We start from the raw sequence: 18,979 nt of genomic DNA on the forward strand, positions 1-18,979 counted from the left end.
GGCGAAGCCACAGGACGACCACAGGCTGATCATGGTCCTCGAAAAGTCGGGCCCGGCACGGTTCTGTCCATGAAGCCTTCCACCCCTGCCACCGTGATCAAGAGCCGGGTGATCAAGATCGGCACCCTGGCAGTCCTGCTGATCGGCACGGCCTTCCTCTACCTGTGGGGCTTGACCGCCTCCGGGTACGCCAACTCCTTCTACTCGGCGGCGGCCCAGGCCGGGGCGCAGGACTGGACGGCGTTCCTGTTCGGCTCGCTGGACCCGTCGAACTCGATCACGGTCGACAAGCCGCCGGCCTCGCTCTGGCTGATGGCACTGTCGGTCCGGCTGTTCGGCCTCAGCTCGGCCAGCATCCTGGTCCCGCAGGCGCTGCTGGGCGTCGCCACCGTCGCCGTCCTGTACGCGACGGTCCGCCGCACCTCCGGACACTGGGCCGGGATCGCGGCCGGCGTGATCCTGGCGCTGACCCCGGTGGCGACGCTGATGTTCCGGTTCAACAACCCGGACGCGATGCTGGTCTTCCTGCTGACCGTCGCCGCGTACGCGACACTGCGCGCGGTCGAGCACGCCAAGGCGAGCTGGCTGGTGCTGGCCGGCGTCGTGATCGGGTTCGCCTTCCTGACCAAGATGTTGCAGGCGTTCCTGGTCCTGCCGGCGTTCGTGATCGTCTACCTGATCGCCGCGCCGACCCGGTTCCGGAACCGGGTCCTGCACCTGCTCGCGGCGTTCGGCGCCATGATCGTTTCGCTGGGCTGGTGGATCGCGCTGGTCGAGCTGCTGCCGGAGAACCTGCGGCCCTACATCGGCGGCTCGCAGAACAACTCGGTGCTGGAGTTGATCTTCGGCTACAACGGCCTCGGCCGGATCACCGGAGAACAGGTCGGCAGCGTCGGCGGCAGTCCTGGCGGTGGCTGGGGCGAGACCGGGCCGACCCGGCTGTTCGACTCGGTGTCCGGCGGCATGATCAGCTGGCTGATCCCGGCGGCGTTGATCTTGGCCGTGGTCGCGGTGGTCGCGATCGGGACCCGGCCCCGGCCCGCCGACGAGGCCGGTCCGGACACGGCCCGGCTGACTCGCGCGTCGATCGTGATCTTCACCGGTTGGCTGCTGGTGACCGGACTGGTGTTCTCCTTCATGGCCGGGATCTACCACGACTACTACACGGTCGCACTGGCCCCGGCGGTCGCCGGCACCACCGTGGTCGCCGCCGCCGAGCTGTGGCGGCAGCGGTCGCGCTGGCTGAGCCGGATCGGGCTGGCCGCAGCCACCGGCGCGACCACGGTGTGGGCTGTCGTCCTGCTGGCCCGCGCCGCGGAGCCGTACCCGAGTCTGCGGGTGCCGATCGCGATCATCGGCGGGCTGGCCACGTTCGGCCTGCTGTTCGCCCGACAGCTGCCCAAACACCTGGCCCGGGCGGTGCTGGTCGCGGCCGGTCTGACGGCGGTGATCGGGCCGGCCGCGTACTCGGCCCAGACGGCGGCCACCGCGCACCAGGGCTCGATCGTCACCGCCGGTCCGGTGTACGGCGGCCCCGGCGGCGGGCGCCTGATCACCTACGGCGCCCCTCCCGGCGCCGGCCAGCCGGGCGGTCAACCCGGGGGACAGGCCGACGGGCGGCTGCGGCAGGGTGGCGGACCACCGCCGGGCCAGGACGGCGGCGGGGGCCGGGAGCCGGAGTTCGGCCGGGCCGGCGGCGGCTTCCTCGGTGGCGGTACGGCCAACGACGAGATCGTCGCCAAGCTCCAGGCGGGCGCCGAGGCCTACAGCTGGGCCGCCGCGACGACCGGCTCGCAGGGCGCGGCGACGTACCAGCTCGCGGCCGGTGTGCCGGTGATGGCGATCGGCGGTTTCAACGGCAGCGACCCGAGCCCGACGCTGGCCGAGTTCCAGCAGCTGGTCGCCGACGGCAGGATCCACTACTACCTGGGCGGAGAGGGCGACGACGAGCGCGGCCGGCTGCAGAACGGCGGCAGTCGCGCCGCGGAGGAGATCGCCGCCTGGGTGGCCGACCACTTCACCGGCACCACGATCGACGGCGTCACGGTCTACGACCTCAGCGAGGCGAGGTGACCCGGCCGGCGGGCGTCGGCCCGACCCTCGAACTCGTCGTGCCGGTCCACAACGAGGAGGCCGACCTCGCCGCGTCGGTGGTCCGGCTGCACGACCACCTGCGGCAGGCGATGCCGTACTCCTGGCAGCTCACCATCGCCGACAACGCCAGCACCGACGCGACGCCGGCGATCGCCCGCCGGCTGGAGGCCGAGCTGCCGGGCGTCCGGGCGGTCCGGCTGGAGCAGAAGGGCCGCGGCCGCGCGCTCAAGGCCGTCTGGCTGGAGTCGAAGGCCGACGTCGTGGCCTACACCGATGTCGACCTGTCGACCGACCTGCGGGCCCTGCTGCCGCTGATCGCCCCGCTGATCACCGGGCACTCCGACGTCGCCATCGGGACCCGGCTGGCGCCGAGCAGCCGGGTCAGCCGGGGCCCGAAGCGGGAACTGATCTCACGCGGCTACAACCTCCTGCTCAAGGGCACCCTGGCCGCGTCGTTCTCGGACGCCCAGTGCGGCTTCAAGGCGCTCCGCCGCGAGGTGGCCCGCGGGCTGCTGCCGCTGATCGAGGACGACAACTGGTTCTTCGACACCGAGTTGCTGGTGCTCGCCCAGCGGTCCGGACTGCGGATCCACGAGGTCCCGGTGGACTGGACGGACGATCCGGACAGCCGGGTCGACCTGGTCGCGACCGCCGCCGAGGACCTGCGCGGCATCGCCCGGCTGGCCCGCGGACTGGTCACCGGCCGGATCCCGGTCCGCCGGATCGGCGCCGAGCTGCTCGCGTCCCGGCCGGCGCCGGCGAGCGCGGGGCTGCTGGCCCAGCTGGTCCGGTTCGGTGCGGTCGGCGTGCTCAGTACGGCCGCGTACTTCCTCATCTATCTGTTGCTCCGCGACGCGGTCGGACCGCAGCCGGCCAACCTGGCCGCGTTGTTGATCACCGCGATCGCCAACACGGCGACCAACCGGCGGATGACGTTCGGAGTGCAGGGACGGCGGCGGTTGATCACGCACCATCTCGGCGGCCTGGCCGCGTTCGGGTTCGGCCTGCTGCTGACCAGCGGCTCGCTCTGGCTGCTGCACGCCGTGACCGCCGAACCCGGCCGCGCCGTCGAGGTGGTCGTGTTGATCTTCGCCAACGGGGTCGGCACCGTGGTCCGCTTCCTCACCCTGCGGAGGCTCATGACGCGGTCGGATACAATGCCGTATCCCGGCGCGCATCCGTAGCGTGTTGTTCCTTGTCGCATGGGCGTTGCCGGTACCGTCCCACTAACGATCCGTGACGACGAGAGGTCCGAGTGACGCTCCTCATCGCCGTGCACTTCGGCGTTGCCATGCTCGCGCCCCTGCTGGCCAGGTGGCTGCGCTGTCGCGCCTATTTCGTGCTCGCGCTGGCTCCGCTGGCGACGGCGATCTGGCTCGGTCTGCAGGGTCCGGCGGTGCTCGCCGGCGAGGTGCCGACCGAGACGGTGTCCTGGATCCCCGCGCTCGGCATCGATCTCACGTTCCGGCTCGGCATCCTGCAGTGGCTGCTCGGCATGATCGTCTCCACGGTCGGTGCGCTGGTGCTCTTCTACTGCCGCTGGTACTTCGCCGACGAGGATCCGGCGCCGCGGACCAGCGCCGTGCTGACGGCGTTCGCCGGAGCGATGCTCGGCCTCGTCACGGCCGACGACCTGATCGTCCTGTACGTGTTCTGGGAGCTGACCACGGTCTTCTCCTACCTGCTGATCGGGCACAAGCCGACCCGCAGCGCCAACCGGCGGGCCGCCCTGAACGCCCTGATCGTGACCACGTTCGGCGGCCTGGCGATGCTGACCGGGATCATCATGCTGGCGGTCACGTCGGGTACGTTCTCGATCTCGGAGATCCTGTCCCGGGCCGACCTGCAGCTGGCCTCGCCGGTGATCGTGGCCGCGGTGATCCTGATCTTGGTCGGCGCGCTGTCGAAGTCCGCCCTGGTGCCGTTCCACTTCTGGCTGCCTGGGGCGATGGCGGCGCCGACCCCGATCAGCGCCTACCTGCACGCGGCGGCCATGGTGAAGGCCGGCGTCTACCTGGTCGCGCTGCTGGCACCGACCTTCGCGGGCCAGCCCGGCTGGCGGCCGATCGTGCTCACCCTGGGCGCGGTGACCATGATCATCGGGGCCTGGCGGGCCCTGCGGCAGTACGACATCAAGGTGCTGCTGGCGTACGGGACGGTCAGCCAACTCGGCTTCCTGGTCTTCATGTGCGGCCTCGGCACCCGGTCGGCCGAGCTGGCCGGCGTCGCCATGATCATCTCGCACGCCCTGTTCAAGGCCGCGCTGTTCCTCGTGGTCGGGATCGTCGATCGCTCGGCCGGCAGCCGCGACATCCGGCGGCTGTCCGGTCTGGGCCGGTCGCTGCCGGTGATCGCGGTCACCGCCGGCCTGGCCTCGGCGTCGATGGCCGCGGTGCCGCCGCTGATCGGCTTCGTCACCAAAGAGGCCGCGTTCGAGTCGCTGACGTACCTGGCGGACGGGGACGGGGTCGGCATCCCGAAGCTGCCCGCACTGCTGCTGATCGCCGCGATCCTGGTCGGCTCGTCGCTCACGGTCGCCTACTCACTGCGGTTCCTCTGGGGCACGTTCGCGACGAAGGTGCGGCCGGACGAGCCGGGCGAGCCGGAACCGACCCGCTGCCGTCCCGTGCCGGCCGGCTTCGCCGCCGCACCCCTGATCCTGGCCACCGCCTCGCTGGTCGGCGGCTTCCTCGGCCCGCAGTTGACCGCGGCGCTCGAGCCGGTCGCCGCCACCGTGCCGACCGGCCACGAGAGCCACGGCATCGCGCTCTGGCACGGGTTCACGCCGCCGCTGCTGATGTCGGCCGTGGTCCTGCTGGCCGGGTTCCTGATGTTCCGGCACCGGGACTGGATCGGCCGGATCCAGGCCACCCTGCCGCGGGTGCCGGACGCGCAGGAGACCTACCAGTGGTTGATGCGCGGGCTGGACCGGGTCGCGGTCGAGACGACGGCGCTGACCCAGCGCGGTTCGCTGCCGATCTACCTCGGCGCCATCCTGCTGGTGCTGGTCTGCGCGCCCGGCGGGGTCCTGTTGATCATGACGGACTTCCCGTCCGGGTTCCGGATCGCCGACTCGCCGGGCCAGGTGCTGGTCGGCGCGGTGATGATCATCGCGGCGTTCGGCGCGGCGACGGCCCGCGGCCGGATGAAGGCGGTGATCCTGGTCGGCGTCACCGGCTACGGCACCGCGCTGCTCTTCCTGTTGCACGGCGCACCGGACCTGGCCCTGACCCAGGTGCTGATCGAGACCGTGATCCTGGTCGTCTTCGTGCTCGTGCTGCGCAAGCTGCCGAAGTACTTCACCAACCGGCCGCTGCACTCGAGCCGCTGGTGGCGCCTGGCGATCGCGGCAGCGGTCGGCTTCGTGATCGCCGCGATCGCCTTCGTGGCCAGCGGATCCCGGATCGCGATCCCGGTGTCGACGGCGTTCCCGGAGGCCGCATACGAGTTCGGCTACGGGCTCAACATCGTCAACGTCACCCTGGTCGACATCAGGGCCTGGGACACGATGGGCGAGATCTCGGTGCTCGTGGTGGCCGCCACCGGCGTGGCCAGCCTGATCTTCATCCGGACCCGCAACATCGACCTGACCCGGCTGGCCGGGCCGCGCGGCGGGCGGCGCCGCCGGCTGAACGGCAACGGGCGCAGCATGGTCTGGCTGCGTGGCGGGGTCACCCTGTCCCCGCTGAAGCGGTCGTTGATCTTCGAGGTGATCACCCGGCTGTTGTTCGGCACCATGATGGTCACGTCGGTGTACCTGCTGCTGGTCGGCCACAACGAACCCGGCGGCGGGTTCGCCGGCGGCCTGGTCGCCGGCATGGCGCTGGTGATCAGATACCTGGTCGGCGGCCGGCACGAGCTGGACGAGGCCGCCCCGGTCGACGCGGGCCGGCTGCTCGGCATCGGCCTGATCATCTCCGGGTCGAGCACCGTCGCGCCGATCCTGTTCGGCGGCCGGATCGGGCAGAGCTACGACATCTCGATCGCCGTGCCCTGGTTGGGGAATCCGCACCTGGTCACGTCGGTGTTCTTCGACGTCGGGGTCTACCTGGTGGTGATCGGCGTGATGCTGGACCTGGCCCGCAGCCTCGGCTCCGGGATCGACCAGCACGAGGAACAGGACCGCACGCCGTCGCCGCTCGGCGCGACCACCGCGGCCGGATCGAGCGAGGCCCGATGAACCCGGTCATGGAACCCAACCTGGCCCTGATCATCGTCGGCGGCGTGTTGATCACGGCCGGCGTGTACCTGCTGCTGGAGCGGTCGCTGACCCGGATCCTGGTCGGCCTGCTGCTGGCCGGCAACGGCGTGAACGTGCTGTTCCTGGTGGCGTCCGGTGCGGCCGGGGGAGCGCCGATCATCGGCCTGACGGCACCGGAGCGGATGAGCGATCCGCTGCCTCAGGCCATGGTGCTGACCGCGATCGTGATCACGCTCGGGATGGCGGCGTTCCTGCTCACGCTGGCGTACCGGAGCTTCCAGCTGAACGGCAACGACGAGGTCGCGGATGACGTGGAGGACCGCAGGATCCGCGAACTGGCCGAGGCGGACCTCGCCTCGGCGTCGTACGACGAGGCCGACGCCTCCGTACCGTCGGAGGACGAGCGGGTGATCATCTCCGAGGACGAGCGGCCCGAGGAGCCGGTGGATCCCAGCGATCTGCCGGAGCCGGACGAGACCGAGGCCGACACCGCCGGGACCGGGGGTGCACGGTCGTGAACAACCTGTTGCCGCTCCCCGTCCTGCTGCCGCTGGTCGGTGCCGGCGTCGCCCTGGCGCTGAGCCGCCACCCGCGGATCCAACGGGTCGTCTCGACCGCCGTCCTGTTGCTGGTGCTCGCCGTCGAGGGCGTCCTGGTCTACCTGACCGATGCGGTCGGGCCGATCGTGCTGTGGGTCGGCGCCTGGCCGCCGCCGCTCGGGATCGCCCTGGTCGCGGACCGGATGTCGGCGCTGATGCTGGTCGTCTCGTCGCTGGTCACGCTGACCGTGTTGATCTTCGCGATGGGTTCGGATCTCGAGGAACGACAACGGGAGACACCGGTGTCGATCTTCCACCCGACCTTCCTGGTGCTGGCCGCCGGCGTCTCGAACGCCTTCCTGGCGGGCGATCTGTTCAATCTGTTCGTCGGGTTCGAGATCCTGTTGTTCGCCTCCTACGTGCTGCTCACCCTGGGCGGCACCGGGGAACGGATCCGGGCCGGCACCACCTACGTCGTGGTCAACCTGCTGTCCTCGTTGCTGTTCCTGGTCACCATCGCGGTGATCTACGCGGCCACCGGTTCGGTCAACCTGGCCCAGCTGGCCGGCCGGCTCGCCGAGCTGCCGGACCAGCTGCAGTTGATCCTGCAGTTGCTGCTGCTCACGGTGTTCGCGATCAAGGCGGCCGTGTTCCCGTTGTCGGCCTGGCTGCCGGACTCGTACCCGACGGCACCGGCACCGGTCACCGCCGTGTTCGCCGGCTTGCTGACCAAGGTCGGCGTGTACGCGATCATCCGCACCCAGACCGTGCTGTTCCCGGACAGCCCGCTGACCGGGCTGCTGATGTGGGCGGCGCTGCTGACCATGATCATCGGCATCCTCGGCGCGGTGGCGCAGTCCGAGATCAAACGGATGCTGTCGTTCACCCTGGTCAGCCACATCGGGTACATGATCTTCGGCGTCGCACTGGCCAGCACCGGGGGCTATGCCGGGGCGATCTTCTACACCGCGCACCACATCACGATCCAGACCACCCTGTTCCTGGTCACCGGGCTGATCGAGCGGCGTGGCGGCACCACCTCGCTGAGCGAACTCGGCGGCCTGGCCGCCCTGTCGCCGCTGCTCGGCGTGCTGTTCTTCGTCCCGGCAATGAATCTGGCCGGGATCCCGCCGCTGTCCGGGTTCGTCGGCAAGCTCGGGCTGCTCGGCGCCGGCGTCGCCGTCGGAACCCCGCTCGCGTACGTCCTCGTCGCGGGCGGGGTGCTGACCAGCCTGCTCACCCTGTACGCGATGGCGAAGGTGTGGAACCGGGCCTTCTGGCGTTCCGCGCCGGACGGCGTGCCGGACCGGGAGGGGACCCTGACCGTGCGGCGCGGCAAGATCGAACTGCCGCGCGGCATGGTGATCACGGCCGCCTTCCTGGTCCTGATCGGGTTCGCGATCACGTTCATCGCCGGCCCGCTCTACGGGTATGCCGAGCGTGCCGCCGGCGACATGCTGCTCCGAGCCCCGTACCTGCAGGCCGTGCTGCCGGAGGGAGTGCGATGAGCGACGCTGCCGAACCCGGGCTGCCTCCGCGACGGAACGGACTCCAGCCGGCGACGATCATCGTGCTGGCCGTGGTGTGGATCGTGCTCTGGGGCGAGTTCTCCCTGCTGATCGTGATCAGCGGGCTGGTCGTCGGCCTGGTGATCACCGTGCTGTTCCCACTGCCACCGGTGCCGTTCGAGGGCCGGGTCCGCCCGCTGCACCTGGTCTGGACGGTGCTCCGGCTGATCGGTGATCTTGCGCTGGCCAGCGTCGACGTGGTCCGGACGATCCTGCGCCCGACACCGCCGCGCGGCGCCGTGGTCCGGGTCAAGCTGCGGTCGGACTCCGATCTCTACCAGACCCTCACCGCGGAACTCGTGTCGCTGGTGCCGGGCAGCATCGTGATCGAGGCCCGGCGCTCCAGCCGCACCCTCTATCTGCACGTGCTCGACGCGACCGGCCCGGGGGAGCTGGACCGGGTCCGGCGCGAGGTCCGTACCGCGGAACGACGGGTGCTCGCCTCGCTCGGCAGCAAGGCGGAACGGGCGCGGCTGAGCGAGGGGGAGCTTCCATGATCGTCACCGTGATCCTCGGCATCGGCATCGTGCTGCTCGGTGTCGCCGCCGTGCTGACCTTGATCAGGATGTCGAAGGGCCCGAGCACGCTGGACCGGGTGGTCGCCGCCGACGTGATGATCGCGATCGTGATCGCCTCGCTGGCCACCGAGGCCGTGATGCACCAGCACGCGACCACCCTGCCGGTGATCCTGGTGCTGGCGCTGCTCGGCTTCGCCGGCTCGCTCAGCATCGCGCGGTTCGTCTCCGACCGGGACAAGGCCGTGAAGTGGAACGTGCCGCCCGACTTCGATCCGAAGCGGGGGGACCGGACATGACCGGCGGGGTCGACGGCGTGCTGGACGTGATCGGCGCGGTGCTGGTGCTGCTCGGCGCCGTGCTCTGCCTGACCGCGGCGATCGGGCTGCTCCGGCTGCCGGACGTGCTCAGCCGGATGCACGCGGCGACCAAGCCGCAGACGCTCGGGCTGCTCTGCGTGCTGGCCGGGATCGGGTTCACCCTGCGCCACCCGGCCGTGATCGGCCTGCTGGTCCTGGTCGGCCTGTTGCAGCTGTTCACCGCGCCGGTCGCGGCGCACATGGTGGCCCGGACCGCGTACCGGACCCATCAGCTGGACGACGACCTGCTGGTCACCGACGAACTGTCCGACGATCTCTCCGATGCCGGCTTCGAGCTGGTCACCCCGGACGACGAGGACACCGATGACGTCGGCGGGCGCTCGGCAACGTAGGTTAGGGGCCATGGGGTGGACCGAGATCACCGACGTGGCTCAGCTCGAGGAACTGATCGGGACGCCGATGCAGCGGGTCCGGGACAAGGTACGACCCGCCCTGCACGACGTCGACCGGGCCTGGCTGGCCGCCGCGCCGTTCTGCCTGGTCGCGACGTCGGCCGTCGACGGCAGTTGTGACGTCTCGCCGAAGGGCGATCCCGCCGGGCAGCTCGCGTACGTCATCGACGACAGGACCATCGCCGTCGCCGAACGCCCGGGCAACCGGCGCGCCGACGGCTACCGCAACATCCTGTCCAACCCGCATGTCGGCCTGATCTTCCTGCTGCCCGGCCGCGGTGACACGCTGCGGATCAACGGCCGGGCCCGGCTGGTCTCGGACGCCGATTTCTTCGACCGGATGGTGGTCAAGGGACACCGCCCGGTGCTCGCGCTGGTGGTCGAGATCGACGAGGTCTTCCACCACTGCAGCAAGGCCTTCCTGCGGTCCCGGCTGTGGGACGCCGAGACCTGGAACCACGACGGCGTGCCGACCCGGCCCGAGATCGCGAAGCTGCTGGAACGGCCCGAATCGACGATCGAGGAACTGCGCACGTACTACGGCGAGCAGTACGCCGACAAGCTGTACTCGGCCTGATCGGACGCCGTGTCGCGACCGCCGGAAATCGGGAATCCGGTTGACTTGTGGAATACTGGGTGCTGTCCAGGGCGCTTCCAGCGCCAGGACTCGACCGCCCGGTGCATCGAGGTGACAGCTCGACACACCAGGTATGGGCACCTTCACCGCGACGCAACCGCCCGGCTGTGGACCTGGCCTGCGACCGCGGGAGGCACCCGGAGTCGACCACTGCAAGCTTTCGCAGCCCGGCCTCGGCCGGAGCAGCTGACGAGGTGGCACGTTCAAGGCGTGCCCTGAAGGAGTCCGGATGCTCGAACATGAGCCCGACACGCATACCCCCGACGAGACACTCTTCGGCGATTCGACGCCGGAGCAGGTGACCAAGCCGCCGACCCGCCGCCGGCGGGCCGCTACGCGCCCGGCAGGACCGCCGAGCCCGGCACCGACGCTGGACCTGCCCTCCGAACCGCCCGCCGCCGAGGCCCCGGCCGCCGAGGCGCCGCCGGCGGAGCCCGTGGCCGAGACGAAGGCCGCCCCGGCGAAGCGGGCGGCCAAGAAGACGACCTCCCGCCGTACCACCAAGAAGGCCGCCGCGGCCGCTGAGTCCGCCGAGCCGGCCGTGCCCGCCGCGGCTGAGACACCCGCCGTCGACACCCCTGCCATCGACACCCCTGCCATCGAGACCCCTGTGGTCGAGGCCCCTGCCGAGGAGGCCCCCGCAGCCGAGGCCGACGCACCGAAGACCACCCGCCGCCGGACCAAGAAGGCCGCGGCCGAGCCGGCCGAGAAGAAGCCCGCACGGAAGCGGACCAGCAAGAAGGCCGCAGCCGCCGAGCCGCCGGCCGAGGAGCCCGTCGTGGCGCCGGAACCGGCCGCCGAACCGGCCGAGGACGAGCAGCCGGTCGCCGCCGAGGCGCCCGCGGCCGAGCCGGTCGCCGCCGAGATCGCGGACGAGGAGCCGCCCGCCGAGGACGTACCGGTTGAGGACGAGTCGGAGACGGCGGAGCCCGAGGACGAGTCGGCCGAGGAGCCCGCGGAGCAGCCGGCCGATCCGATCGCCGAGGCGGTCGCCGCTCTGCTCGGTCAGCCCGAGACGGCGCAGGAGGACGCGTCCGACGACGAGTCGGCCGACGACTCGGCGTCCGACGAGGCCGGCGATGACGTACCCGATGGTCATCGGCGCCGCCGGCGTCGGCGGGGCGGTCGGCGCCGTCGTCGCGGTGGCGGCGAGGGTGACGACGACGAGGCCACTGCTGAGGCCGACGGGCCGAAGGAGACGACCGCCGAGGCGGCGGAGTCCGGCGAGCCCGAGGCGGAGTCCGCGGACGCCGAGTCCGAGGGCGACGGCACTCGTCGCCGGCGGCGGCGCCGGCGTCGTCGTGGCGAGGACGGCGACGAGGGTTCGAGCTCCGGCTCGAGTGCCCGGGGTCGCCGGGACACCAAGTCCGAGGTCACCGGCATCGACGGGTCGACCCGGATGGAGGCGAAGCGGCAGCGCCGCCGGGAGGGCCGCGAGGCCGGCCGGCGCCGTGCCCCGATCCTGTCCGAGGCCGAGTTCCTGTCCCGCCGCGAGTCGGTCACCCGCAAGATGGTGATCCGGCAGCGCGAGGACCTCACCCAGATCGCCGTCCTGGAGGACGACGTGCTGGTCGAGCACTACGTCGACCGGGAGTCGGCGGCGTCGTTGATCGGCAACGTGTACCTCGGGCGGGTGCAGAACGTGCTGCCCTCGATGGAGGCGGCGTTCATCGACATCGGCCGCGGCCGCAACGCGGTGCTCTACGCGGGCGAGGTCGACTGGGACTCGTTCGGTGTGAGCGGCGACGAGCGCAAGGTCGAGCGGGTGCTCAAGTCGGGCCAGACCGTGCTGGTCCAGGTCTCCAAGGACCCGGTCGGCGCGAAGGGCGCCCGGCTGACCAACCACGTGACGATCCCGGGCCGCTACATCGTGTACGCGCCGGGCGGGCACCTGTCCGGCATCTCCCGCAAGCTGCCCGACACCGAGCGCAAGCGGCTGAAGGACATCCTCGCCGACCTGGTGCCCGACGATGCGAGCGTCGTCGTCCGTACCGCTGCGGAGGGGGCCAGCGAGGACGAACTGGTCCGCGACGTCAACCGGCTCCGGGCGCAGTGGGAGGACATCGAGAAGAAGGTCAAGTCCGGCAGCGCGCCGCAGTTGCTCTACGGCGAGCCCGACCTGACCGTACGGATCGTCCGCGACCTCTTCACCGAGGACTTCGCCGAGCTGATCGTGCAGGGCAACGGTGGCAGCACCGACGCCTACGACGTGATCCAGTCCTATGTCGGGCACGTCGCGCCGCATCTGGCGGACCGGATGAAGCGCTGGGACGGCGACGAGAACAGCGACCTGTTCGCCGAGTTCCGGCTGGACGAGCAGATCGCGAAGGCCCTCGAGCGCAAGGTGTTCCTGCCCTCCGGCGGCTCGCTGATCATCGACCGGACCGAGGCGATGACGGTGATCGACGTCAACACCGGCAAGTTCACCGGCAGCGGCGGCAACCTCGAGGCGACCGTCACCAGCAACAACCTGGAGGCGGCCGAGGAGATCGTCCGCCAGCTCCGGCTGCGCGACATCGGCGGCATCATCGTGATCGACTTCATCGACATGGTGCTGCCCAGCAACCGCGAATTGCTGCTGCGCCGGCTGGTCGAGTGCCTCGGCCGTGACCGGACCCGGCACCAGGTCGCCGAGGTGACCAGCCTCGGCCTGGTCCAGATGACCCGGAAGCGGATCGGCACCGGCCTGCTGGAGGCCTTCAGCACGCCCTGCCCGCACTGCAACGGCCGCGGTCTCGAACTGCACGACGTCCCGGTCGAGTCGCAGGCCCAGCCGGACGGCGGCGCGCGCGAGCAGCACCGCGGTGGCGGTGGCGGCGGTCGTGGCCGCGGCGGTCGGTCCCGGTCCCGGGGCGGCAGCGGCGGCGGTGGCAACCAGAACGGCGCCAACCACTCCGACAGCGAGTCGAAGAGCGAGCAGAAGGCGGAGCAGCCCGCCTGATCAACCAAGGATCGGGGAACGCCGGCCGTTCGGGTCGAAGAGCGTTCCCCGATCATGGCGCTCGGCGAAGTTGCGCAGGGCATGATCACGAAGGCTGGTCGAACCGGCCAGTTCGGCCGCCGCGGCGACCTGCAGGGACAGGGTCGCCCGGTGCACCATCGCCCGCCGGAGCACCTCGGTCGAGCAGAGGGGAGCGATCGCGTCCGCGCCGTGGAACCCGATCAACGGCGCGAGGTCGATCGCAGGATCGCCGACGCACGCATGATCAAGATCGAACACTCCCGCCACCCGCCCGCCGTCGGCCCAGAGCAGGTTGTGCGGCCCGAAGTCGCCATGGCACACGGCAGGGACGGCCGCCTGTTCGGCGATGATCACGTCCTCGACGCGCTCCCGGGCAGCGTCGCGGGCCGAGGCAGGAAGGCGCGGAACCAACGTGGCGGCGACGAACTCCGGCCAACGCCGTCCGCCGCACCAGGTCCGTGGTTCCGGCAGGTCTTGGTACCGGCTGGGATCCAGAGCCGCGAACCCGTCCAGAACACTGCGGTAGGCCGCTCCCCGTACCTCGTCGAGAGCGGCAGGATCCGCTCGCCCCGGCACCCGAGTGATCAACACCGCCGACCAGCGTTCCCGGTGCAGCGGTCCGTCCAGGAGCCGGGGGAGCGGGATCGTGGGACCCTGCCCGGCGAAGGTCCGCAGGATCACTGCCTCGCGTTCGGTACGTTCAGCGAATCCGGTCCCGGTCGTCACTCGAACGATCGGTCCGTCTGCCGGGGTGATCACCGTGTGGAAGGCCCCGGAGCTGACCTCGGCACCGTCCCACTCGGTCCCCGGCCAACGCCCGGACGCGAACGTCAGCAGCTCGCGTTCGGTGACCTTCACCCGCGCATCATGCCATCGGCCGCCGGAACACGCGGCCCCAGCGGCTGGCGTCGGATCGTCAGCGCAGCCGCGGCAGGACCTCGGCTGCCAGGCGCTCCAGCTGTTCGCGATCTTCGGCGACGTCCTCGCCGGTCGGATTGAGCAAGATCATCTGGGCACCGGCGTCGCCGACGTCGCGGAGGCCGCGCACCACCTGGTCCGGCGTGCCCGACACCGGCACGTCCTCGATCCCGGCGACGCGGCCGTAGATGCGCTCCAGACCGGCGAGCACCCGCTCCCGGGCCCGGGCCGGGTCGTCGTCGATCATGAGGTAGACCCGCTTGCCGATCGGGAAGGTCGCCAGATCCTTGCCCTGCCGGGCCAGTTCCCCCTTGACCGTCCGTACGGCAGCGGCGAAGTCGGCGGTGGTCGAGGACCCGGCGCCCAGGAACGCGTCGCCCAGCCGCACCGCCCGGGCCAGCGCCTTGGGCGCGTGGCCGCCGAACCAGAGCGGCGGGTGCGGGCGCTGCGTGGGCTTGGGCATGATCGGTTGGTCGTCGACCTGCCGGAACCGGCCCTGGAAGGTCACCCGCGGCTCATCAGACCAGGCCGCCTTCATCAGCTCCAGGCCCTCGGTGAAGCTCGCGATGAACGTCGCCGGGTCGACGCCGAACGCGGCGAAGGGCTGACCTCGACCGCCCGAACCGACACCGAGGTCCAGGCGCCCATGGCTGAGCCGGTCGACCGCGGTGACGCTGGCCGCCAGCTGCAACGGATCGTGCAGCGACGTCACCATCACGGCAACGCCGAGCCGCAGCCGCGTGGTGCACGCTGCCGCATACGCGAGCAGCTCCAACGGCGCGATCGAAGGGGCATCGGCGATCGTCTGCTCGAGCGTCCAGCCTCCTTCGAAGCCGAGCTCCTCGGCACGAGCGAGATAGTCCTTGACGCCGGCCGCGTCGAACTCCCCGGTGACCAACTGTGGAATGGCGATGGAGAACTTCACGGGATCACAGTAGGGACGCCGGCCGTCCCGTGGACTCAGGGGCGCACCAGCACCCGCGGGTAGGTCCCGGTCTCCATCAGCGCGAAGGCGTCGTTGATCTTGTCCAGGGGCTGCGGCGGCGAGACGAGGCGGCCGAGGTCGAGGCGCTCGCCGTGCTCGGTCAGCCAGTCGACGGCGACACGGAACTCGTCCGGTGTGTAGTTGTGGATGCCGCTGAACCGGAGCCGGCGGGTGACCAGGACGGCCGGGTCGAAGGTGACGGTGCCGGCGTCGAGGCTCACCGAACCGGCGCCGATGACCTGGCCGCCGAGGTCGACCGCCCTGAGCGCGTCCGTGAACGCGGTCGGGTTGCCGGAGGCCTCCACGACGATCGGGTACGGACGCTCGGCACCGTCGTCCGGCACGGCGCCGGTCCCGGCCAGCATCGCCAACCGCTGCTGCGACGGGTCCCGCACGACGACGGTGCAACCGAGTCCGGCCAACATGGCGGCACAGTAGAGGCCGACCGCACCCGCGCCGAAGATCAACACGGTCTCGTCGCCGGCCGGCGCGGCGGCCGCCACCACGGCCGCGGCGGTCGCGGTGGCGCAACCGGCCGGGACCATGATCGCGTCGTCGACCCGGTCCGGGATGCGCAGCACCGGGACGCCTGGGCTGACCCGGATCCGGGTGGCCAGGGTGCCGCTGGCGTACGGGGGCTCGGTGACCGAGGCGTGCCCGTACTTGAAGAGGGTTCGGCACTTCATGGTCAGCCCGGCGCGGCAGCGATCACACCGTCCGCAGGATCTGATCATGGAAAGTGCGACCCGGTCGCCGACCCGGAGCGGGTCACCGCGAAGGTCGGTCGTGCCGGGATCGACCGCGCTGATCCGGCCGACGCCCTCGTGTCCCAGCGCCGTCGCGGGCGGCGCCGATCGATGTCCGAGCACGGTGTGCAGGTCCGATCCGCAGATGGCCGCGGCGGTCAGGTCGACGTCCGTCTCGCCGGCCGCCCGGTCGGGGAGCTCGATCCCGCGCAGCCCGATCTCTCCATGATCGAAGACGGCGACCTGGACGGATCCCGGCGCAGCGGCGTGCGTCATCGGTGGTCCCCTCATTCATGATCAGCATGGCCGGTCGGCCTGCGCTCAGTCTGCCCAGCAGCCCAAGCCCGGGCAATGCACAATGAGCAATGAGGTGATCACGGAGTTTGATCAACTGGTCGGCGTCAGCCCCGGGCCGCCGTCCACGGCCCAGTTGCGCAGGTGTTCGATCAGCGCCCGGGTGGCCGGCGTCACGTACCGCTGCGGCGAATGGACCAGGAAGAAGTGGTGCACCGGATGGGCGTCCTGCAGGGCCCGCACCTGCACCGAACCGGCTTCGAGCCAGGCCTTCGCCGTGGTCTCCGGCACCAGGGACACCCCGAGTCCGGCCGCGACCGCCTCGTTGACCGCGGTGGTGCCGCCCAACTGGGCGACCACCCGCGGATCGTGATCTTCGAGCAGCTCCCGCATGATCTCCCAGGTCAGCGAACCGTCCTCGCGGGCGACCTGTGGCAGGGCGGCGAAGTGCTCCACCGTCAACGGGTCCGGCAGCGTCATCGAGGAGGGGAACAGGACGACGAGGTTCTCGATGTAGAGCGACTCGCTCTCCAGCTCACCCCATTCCGGCGGCCGCGGCGTGATCGCGAGCTCGGCCTCGTCCCGATCCACCTGGCCGAGGACGTCCTCGGTGTTGCTCACCTGCATCCGGACGACGATGTCGGGATGCCGGCGCTGGAAGTCGGCGACGATGCCCGGGATGACGTGGTTGCCGGCGCTGGCGGTCGCGGCCAGCCGCACCGTGCCCCGCTGCAGGCCCCGGAACTGCTGGATGACCTGCTCGGCCTCCTCGATGTCGGACAGGATGATGTTGATCCGCTCGTAGAGCGCCAGTCCGGCCTCGGTGAGCGCGATCCCGGGCCGTGACCGGATGAACAGCGGCACCCGGTAGTGCTCCTCGAGTTTCCGGATCTGGTTCGACACATGCGGTTGCGAGGTGTAGACCTCTTTCGCCGCGACGGAGAACGAGAGATTGCGGGCGACGGCGCGGAAGATCTCCAGCTGCTGCAGCGTCACGGCCATGGGCCGACCCTACTCGACGCAATCCGTTATCCCCTCATCACCAATGCCGCATTGACGCTCCCTGCGGCCGCTCGAATACTCATGATCAACGCCGCGGGACTCGGGTCTCCGCCCGGGAATGATCACAATCGCCGCCGATAGGACATGATCATGAGTGAGTTTCCGCTGAGTCGTCGAACCCTGCTCGGAATCGGGGTGTCCGCCGGCGCCGCGGCGACGCTGGCGACCTCCGGTTGCAACGGCGGGCCGGCTGCCGGGATGGCGGCACGGACCGAGTTGCGGATCGGGGTCCAGTCGCTGCCGAGCACCCTGGACGCCAACGGCTCGGTGTCCAACTCGGGGATCCAGGCTTATCACAACATCTACGACACGTTGATCGCCCGGGACACGAAGTCCGAGAAGGCGGCGTTCAAGCCGGGGCTGGCCACAGCCTGGAAGCAGGTCGAGGAGCTGACCTGGGAATTCGAACTGCGCGACGACGTGAAGTTCCATGACGGTACGCCGTTCACGGCGGCGGACGTCGTCTATTCGATGAACCGGGTGATCACCAAGGAGGACCCGAGTTACGCCACCGCGTACGCCTACCTGCTGTCGAACGTCATCGAGTTCAAGGCCGTCGACGACTTCACGGTACGGGCCACGACGAAGCATCCCGAACCCTTGATGGAACACCTGCTGTCGGACCCGAACGCCGGCATCTCGGCGAAGGCGTACACCACCGAAGCGGGTCTGGACGCAGCCTCGAACAAGCCGGTCGCGACCGGGCCGTACAAGGTCGTGGAATACACCCCGGACGTCTCGTTGATCTTGGAAGCCGTGCCCGGGCACTGGTCCGGCGAGCCGCCGTACACCAAGATCACCTATCTCTCGATCCCGGAGATCGCCTCCCGGATCACGGCCCTGAAGAACGACGAGGTCGACTTCATCACGAACGTCCCGCCCGACCAGGAGACGCTGCTCGCCGGTGATCAACGGGTCAAGATCGTCGGCGGCGTGCTGGAGCTGTACCACCTCTACCGGCTGAACATGTCCAACCCGGCGCTGGCCGAGCCGGAGCTCCGGGCCGCGCTGGACTACGCGATCGACCGGGACGCCATCGTCGAATCGATCTGGGACGGCAAGGCCGAGGCCGCCACGTCGTACCAGTTCACCAGCTATGCGGACGGGCTGAAGTTCCCGGACCGGAAGGACATCGCGTTCGACCAGGAGAAGGCCAAGCAGCTGGTCGCGTCGTCGGGCTACGCCGGCGAGGTGATCGAGATCTACAACACCACGAACTACTACACCTACGCCGATCTGGTCGCCCAGGCGGTGGTGGACATGTGGGCCGACGTCGGCGTCACGGCGAAGCTGGTCCAGGTCGACGACATCCCCGACGAGGACCCCGGCCTGGAGATCAGGACCTGGTCCAACCCGCTCTACTACCCGGATCCGATGGGCATGATCGAACGGCACTGGGCGCCGGAGGGGGAGGCGGCGAACGTGAAGCACTTCGTCTCGACCGAGGCCTACACGGACGCCTTCAACCGGATGCGGTACGGCCAGGACGAGGCGCAACGCAAGGAGGCGTTGGGGGAGTTGTTCGACTACTACCGGGCCCAGACGCCGTTCGTCTACCTGTTCAAGCCGTACGAGTCGCTCGGCATGCGGGCCAACATCGATTACACACCGTCGCCGAACCTTCGCCCGTACTGCCTGTCCTTCCGGGCCGGCGACATCGCGGAGCGTTCGACATGACCGGTCCGG

At 70.4% G+C, this 18,979-nt stretch carries 15 protein-coding genes; 11 read left to right on the top strand and 4 right to left on the bottom strand.

Annotated features, from left to right (window positions below):
* Window positions 1-69: 69 nt before the first annotated feature.
* The 10 genes from AC6CCG_RS09085 (at window position 70) to AC6CCG_RS09130 (ending at window position 13,267) form a co-directional block, all read left to right on the top strand.
* Window positions 70-2,073, top strand: a complete 2,004-nt coding sequence (locus AC6CCG_RS09085) for an ArnT family glycosyltransferase (protein ID WP_496654169.1) — start codon at window positions 70-72, stop codon at window positions 2,071-2,073.
* On the top strand, window positions 2,070-3,278 hold the full coding sequence (locus AC6CCG_RS09090; RefSeq protein ID WP_496654170.1) for a bifunctional glycosyltransferase family 2/GtrA family protein: 1,209 nt from the start codon (window positions 2,070-2,072) through the stop codon (window positions 3,276-3,278). Before AC6CCG_RS09085 ends, AC6CCG_RS09090 begins: the two co-directional genes overlap by 4 nt.
* A gap of 71 nt (window positions 3,279-3,349) precedes the next feature.
* Complete coding sequence (locus tag AC6CCG_RS09095) at window positions 3,350-6,274, top strand: Na+/H+ antiporter subunit A (RefSeq protein WP_496654171.1); 2,925 nt, start codon at window positions 3,350-3,352, stop codon at window positions 6,272-6,274.
* Window positions 6,271-6,813, top strand: coding sequence for a Na(+)/H(+) antiporter subunit C (locus AC6CCG_RS09100; RefSeq protein WP_496654172.1), 543 nt, complete (start codon window positions 6,271-6,273; stop codon window positions 6,811-6,813). Before AC6CCG_RS09095 ends, AC6CCG_RS09100 begins: the two co-directional genes overlap by 4 nt.
* On the top strand, window positions 6,810-8,342 hold the full coding sequence (locus tag AC6CCG_RS09105; protein ID WP_496654173.1) for a Na+/H+ antiporter subunit D: 1,533 nt from the start codon (window positions 6,810-6,812) through the stop codon (window positions 8,340-8,342). The genes AC6CCG_RS09100 and AC6CCG_RS09105 overlap by 4 nt, the downstream gene beginning before the upstream one ends.
* Window positions 8,339-8,899 (top strand): Na+/H+ antiporter subunit E, encoded by a 561-nt coding sequence (locus tag AC6CCG_RS09110; protein WP_496654174.1) that lies wholly within the window; start codon window positions 8,339-8,341, stop codon window positions 8,897-8,899. Before AC6CCG_RS09105 ends, AC6CCG_RS09110 begins: the two co-directional genes overlap by 4 nt.
* Window positions 8,896-9,216 carry an MrpF/PhaF family protein gene (locus tag AC6CCG_RS09115; protein WP_496654175.1) on the top strand — a complete coding sequence of 107 codons (321 nt, stop codon included), beginning with the start codon at window positions 8,896-8,898 and terminating at the stop codon, window positions 9,214-9,216. The genes AC6CCG_RS09110 and AC6CCG_RS09115 overlap by 4 nt, the downstream gene beginning before the upstream one ends.
* Window positions 9,213-9,629, top strand: a complete 417-nt coding sequence (mnhG, locus tag AC6CCG_RS09120; protein WP_496654176.1) for a monovalent cation/H(+) antiporter subunit G — start codon at window positions 9,213-9,215, stop codon at window positions 9,627-9,629. The genes AC6CCG_RS09115 and mnhG overlap by 4 nt, the downstream gene beginning before the upstream one ends.
* Window positions 9,630-9,639: 10 nt before the next feature.
* Window positions 9,640-10,266 carry a pyridoxamine 5'-phosphate oxidase family protein gene (locus AC6CCG_RS09125; RefSeq protein ID WP_496654177.1) on the top strand — a complete coding sequence of 209 codons (627 nt, stop codon included), beginning with the start codon at window positions 9,640-9,642 and terminating at the stop codon, window positions 10,264-10,266.
* A 289-nt stretch (window positions 10,267-10,555) separates the two neighbouring features.
* Window positions 10,556-13,267 carry an Rne/Rng family ribonuclease gene (locus tag AC6CCG_RS09130; protein WP_496654178.1) on the top strand — a complete coding sequence of 904 codons (2,712 nt, stop codon included), beginning with the start codon at window positions 10,556-10,558 and terminating at the stop codon, window positions 13,265-13,267.
* Here the strand turns inward: AC6CCG_RS09130 and AC6CCG_RS09135 are convergent, their stop codons facing one another.
* The 4 genes from AC6CCG_RS09135 to AC6CCG_RS09150 all read right to left on the bottom strand — a co-directional run bounded on the left by AC6CCG_RS09135 (window position 13,268) and on the right by AC6CCG_RS09150 (window position 17,233).
* Window positions 13,268-14,146 carry an aminoglycoside phosphotransferase family protein gene (locus AC6CCG_RS09135; protein WP_496654179.1) on the bottom strand — a complete coding sequence of 293 codons (879 nt, stop codon included), beginning with the start codon at window positions 14,144-14,146 and terminating at the stop codon, window positions 13,268-13,270. It abuts the gene before it with no gap.
* 58 nt (window positions 14,147-14,204) lie between these two features.
* Window positions 14,205-15,131, bottom strand: a complete 927-nt coding sequence (locus AC6CCG_RS09140) for an LLM class flavin-dependent oxidoreductase (RefSeq protein WP_496654180.1) — start codon at window positions 15,129-15,131, stop codon at window positions 14,205-14,207.
* Window positions 15,132-15,166: 35 nt separating this feature from the next.
* Window positions 15,167-16,213: an alcohol dehydrogenase catalytic domain-containing protein gene (locus AC6CCG_RS09145; RefSeq protein WP_496654181.1), complete on the bottom strand. Its 1,047-nt coding sequence runs from the start codon at window positions 16,211-16,213 to the stop codon at window positions 15,167-15,169.
* A 111-nt stretch (window positions 16,214-16,324) separates the two neighbouring features.
* Window positions 16,325-17,233 (bottom strand): LysR family transcriptional regulator, encoded by a 909-nt coding sequence (locus AC6CCG_RS09150; RefSeq protein ID WP_496654182.1) that lies wholly within the window; start codon window positions 17,231-17,233, stop codon window positions 16,325-16,327.
* Between the two features lie 150 nt (window positions 17,234-17,383).
* On the opposite strand from AC6CCG_RS09150, the gene AC6CCG_RS09155 reads away from it, so the two are divergent.
* Window positions 17,384-18,970, top strand: coding sequence for an ABC transporter substrate-binding protein (locus AC6CCG_RS09155; protein WP_496654183.1), 1,587 nt, complete (start codon window positions 17,384-17,386; stop codon window positions 18,968-18,970).
* Window positions 18,971-18,979: the final 9 nt, after the last annotated feature.

This window comes from Microlunatus sp. YIM B11417, assembly GCF_059617205.1.

Bases quoted from the DNA above. Each gene is read 5' to 3' on its own strand.
- AC6CCG_RS09085 (WP_496654169.1), top strand. From the start codon at position 70: ATGAAGCCTTCCACCCCTGCCACCGTGATCAAGAGCCGGGTGATCAAG.
- AC6CCG_RS09100 (WP_496654172.1), top strand. From the start codon at position 6,271: ATGAACCCGGTCATGGAACCCAACCTGGCCCTGATCATCGTCGGCGGC.
- AC6CCG_RS09110 (WP_496654174.1), top strand. From the start codon at position 8,339: ATGAGCGACGCTGCCGAACCCGGGCTGCCTCCGCGACGGAACGGACTC.
- AC6CCG_RS09115 (WP_496654175.1), top strand. From the start codon at position 8,896: ATGATCGTCACCGTGATCCTCGGCATCGGCATCGTGCTGCTCGGTGTC.
- mnhG (WP_496654176.1), top strand. From the start codon at position 9,213: ATGACCGGCGGGGTCGACGGCGTGCTGGACGTGATCGGCGCGGTGCTG.
- AC6CCG_RS09125 (WP_496654177.1), top strand. From the start codon at position 9,640: ATGGGGTGGACCGAGATCACCGACGTGGCTCAGCTCGAGGAACTGATC.
- AC6CCG_RS09130 (WP_496654178.1), top strand. From the start codon at position 10,556: ATGCTCGAACATGAGCCCGACACGCATACCCCCGACGAGACACTCTTC.
- AC6CCG_RS09145 (WP_496654181.1), bottom strand. From the start codon at position 16,213: ATGACGCACGCCGCTGCGCCGGGATCCGTCCAGGTCGCCGTCTTCGAT.
- AC6CCG_RS09150 (WP_496654182.1), bottom strand. From the start codon at position 17,233: ATGGCCGTGACGCTGCAGCAGCTGGAGATCTTCCGCGCCGTCGCCCGC.
- AC6CCG_RS09155 (WP_496654183.1), top strand. From the start codon at position 17,384: ATGAGTGAGTTTCCGCTGAGTCGTCGAACCCTGCTCGGAATCGGGGTG.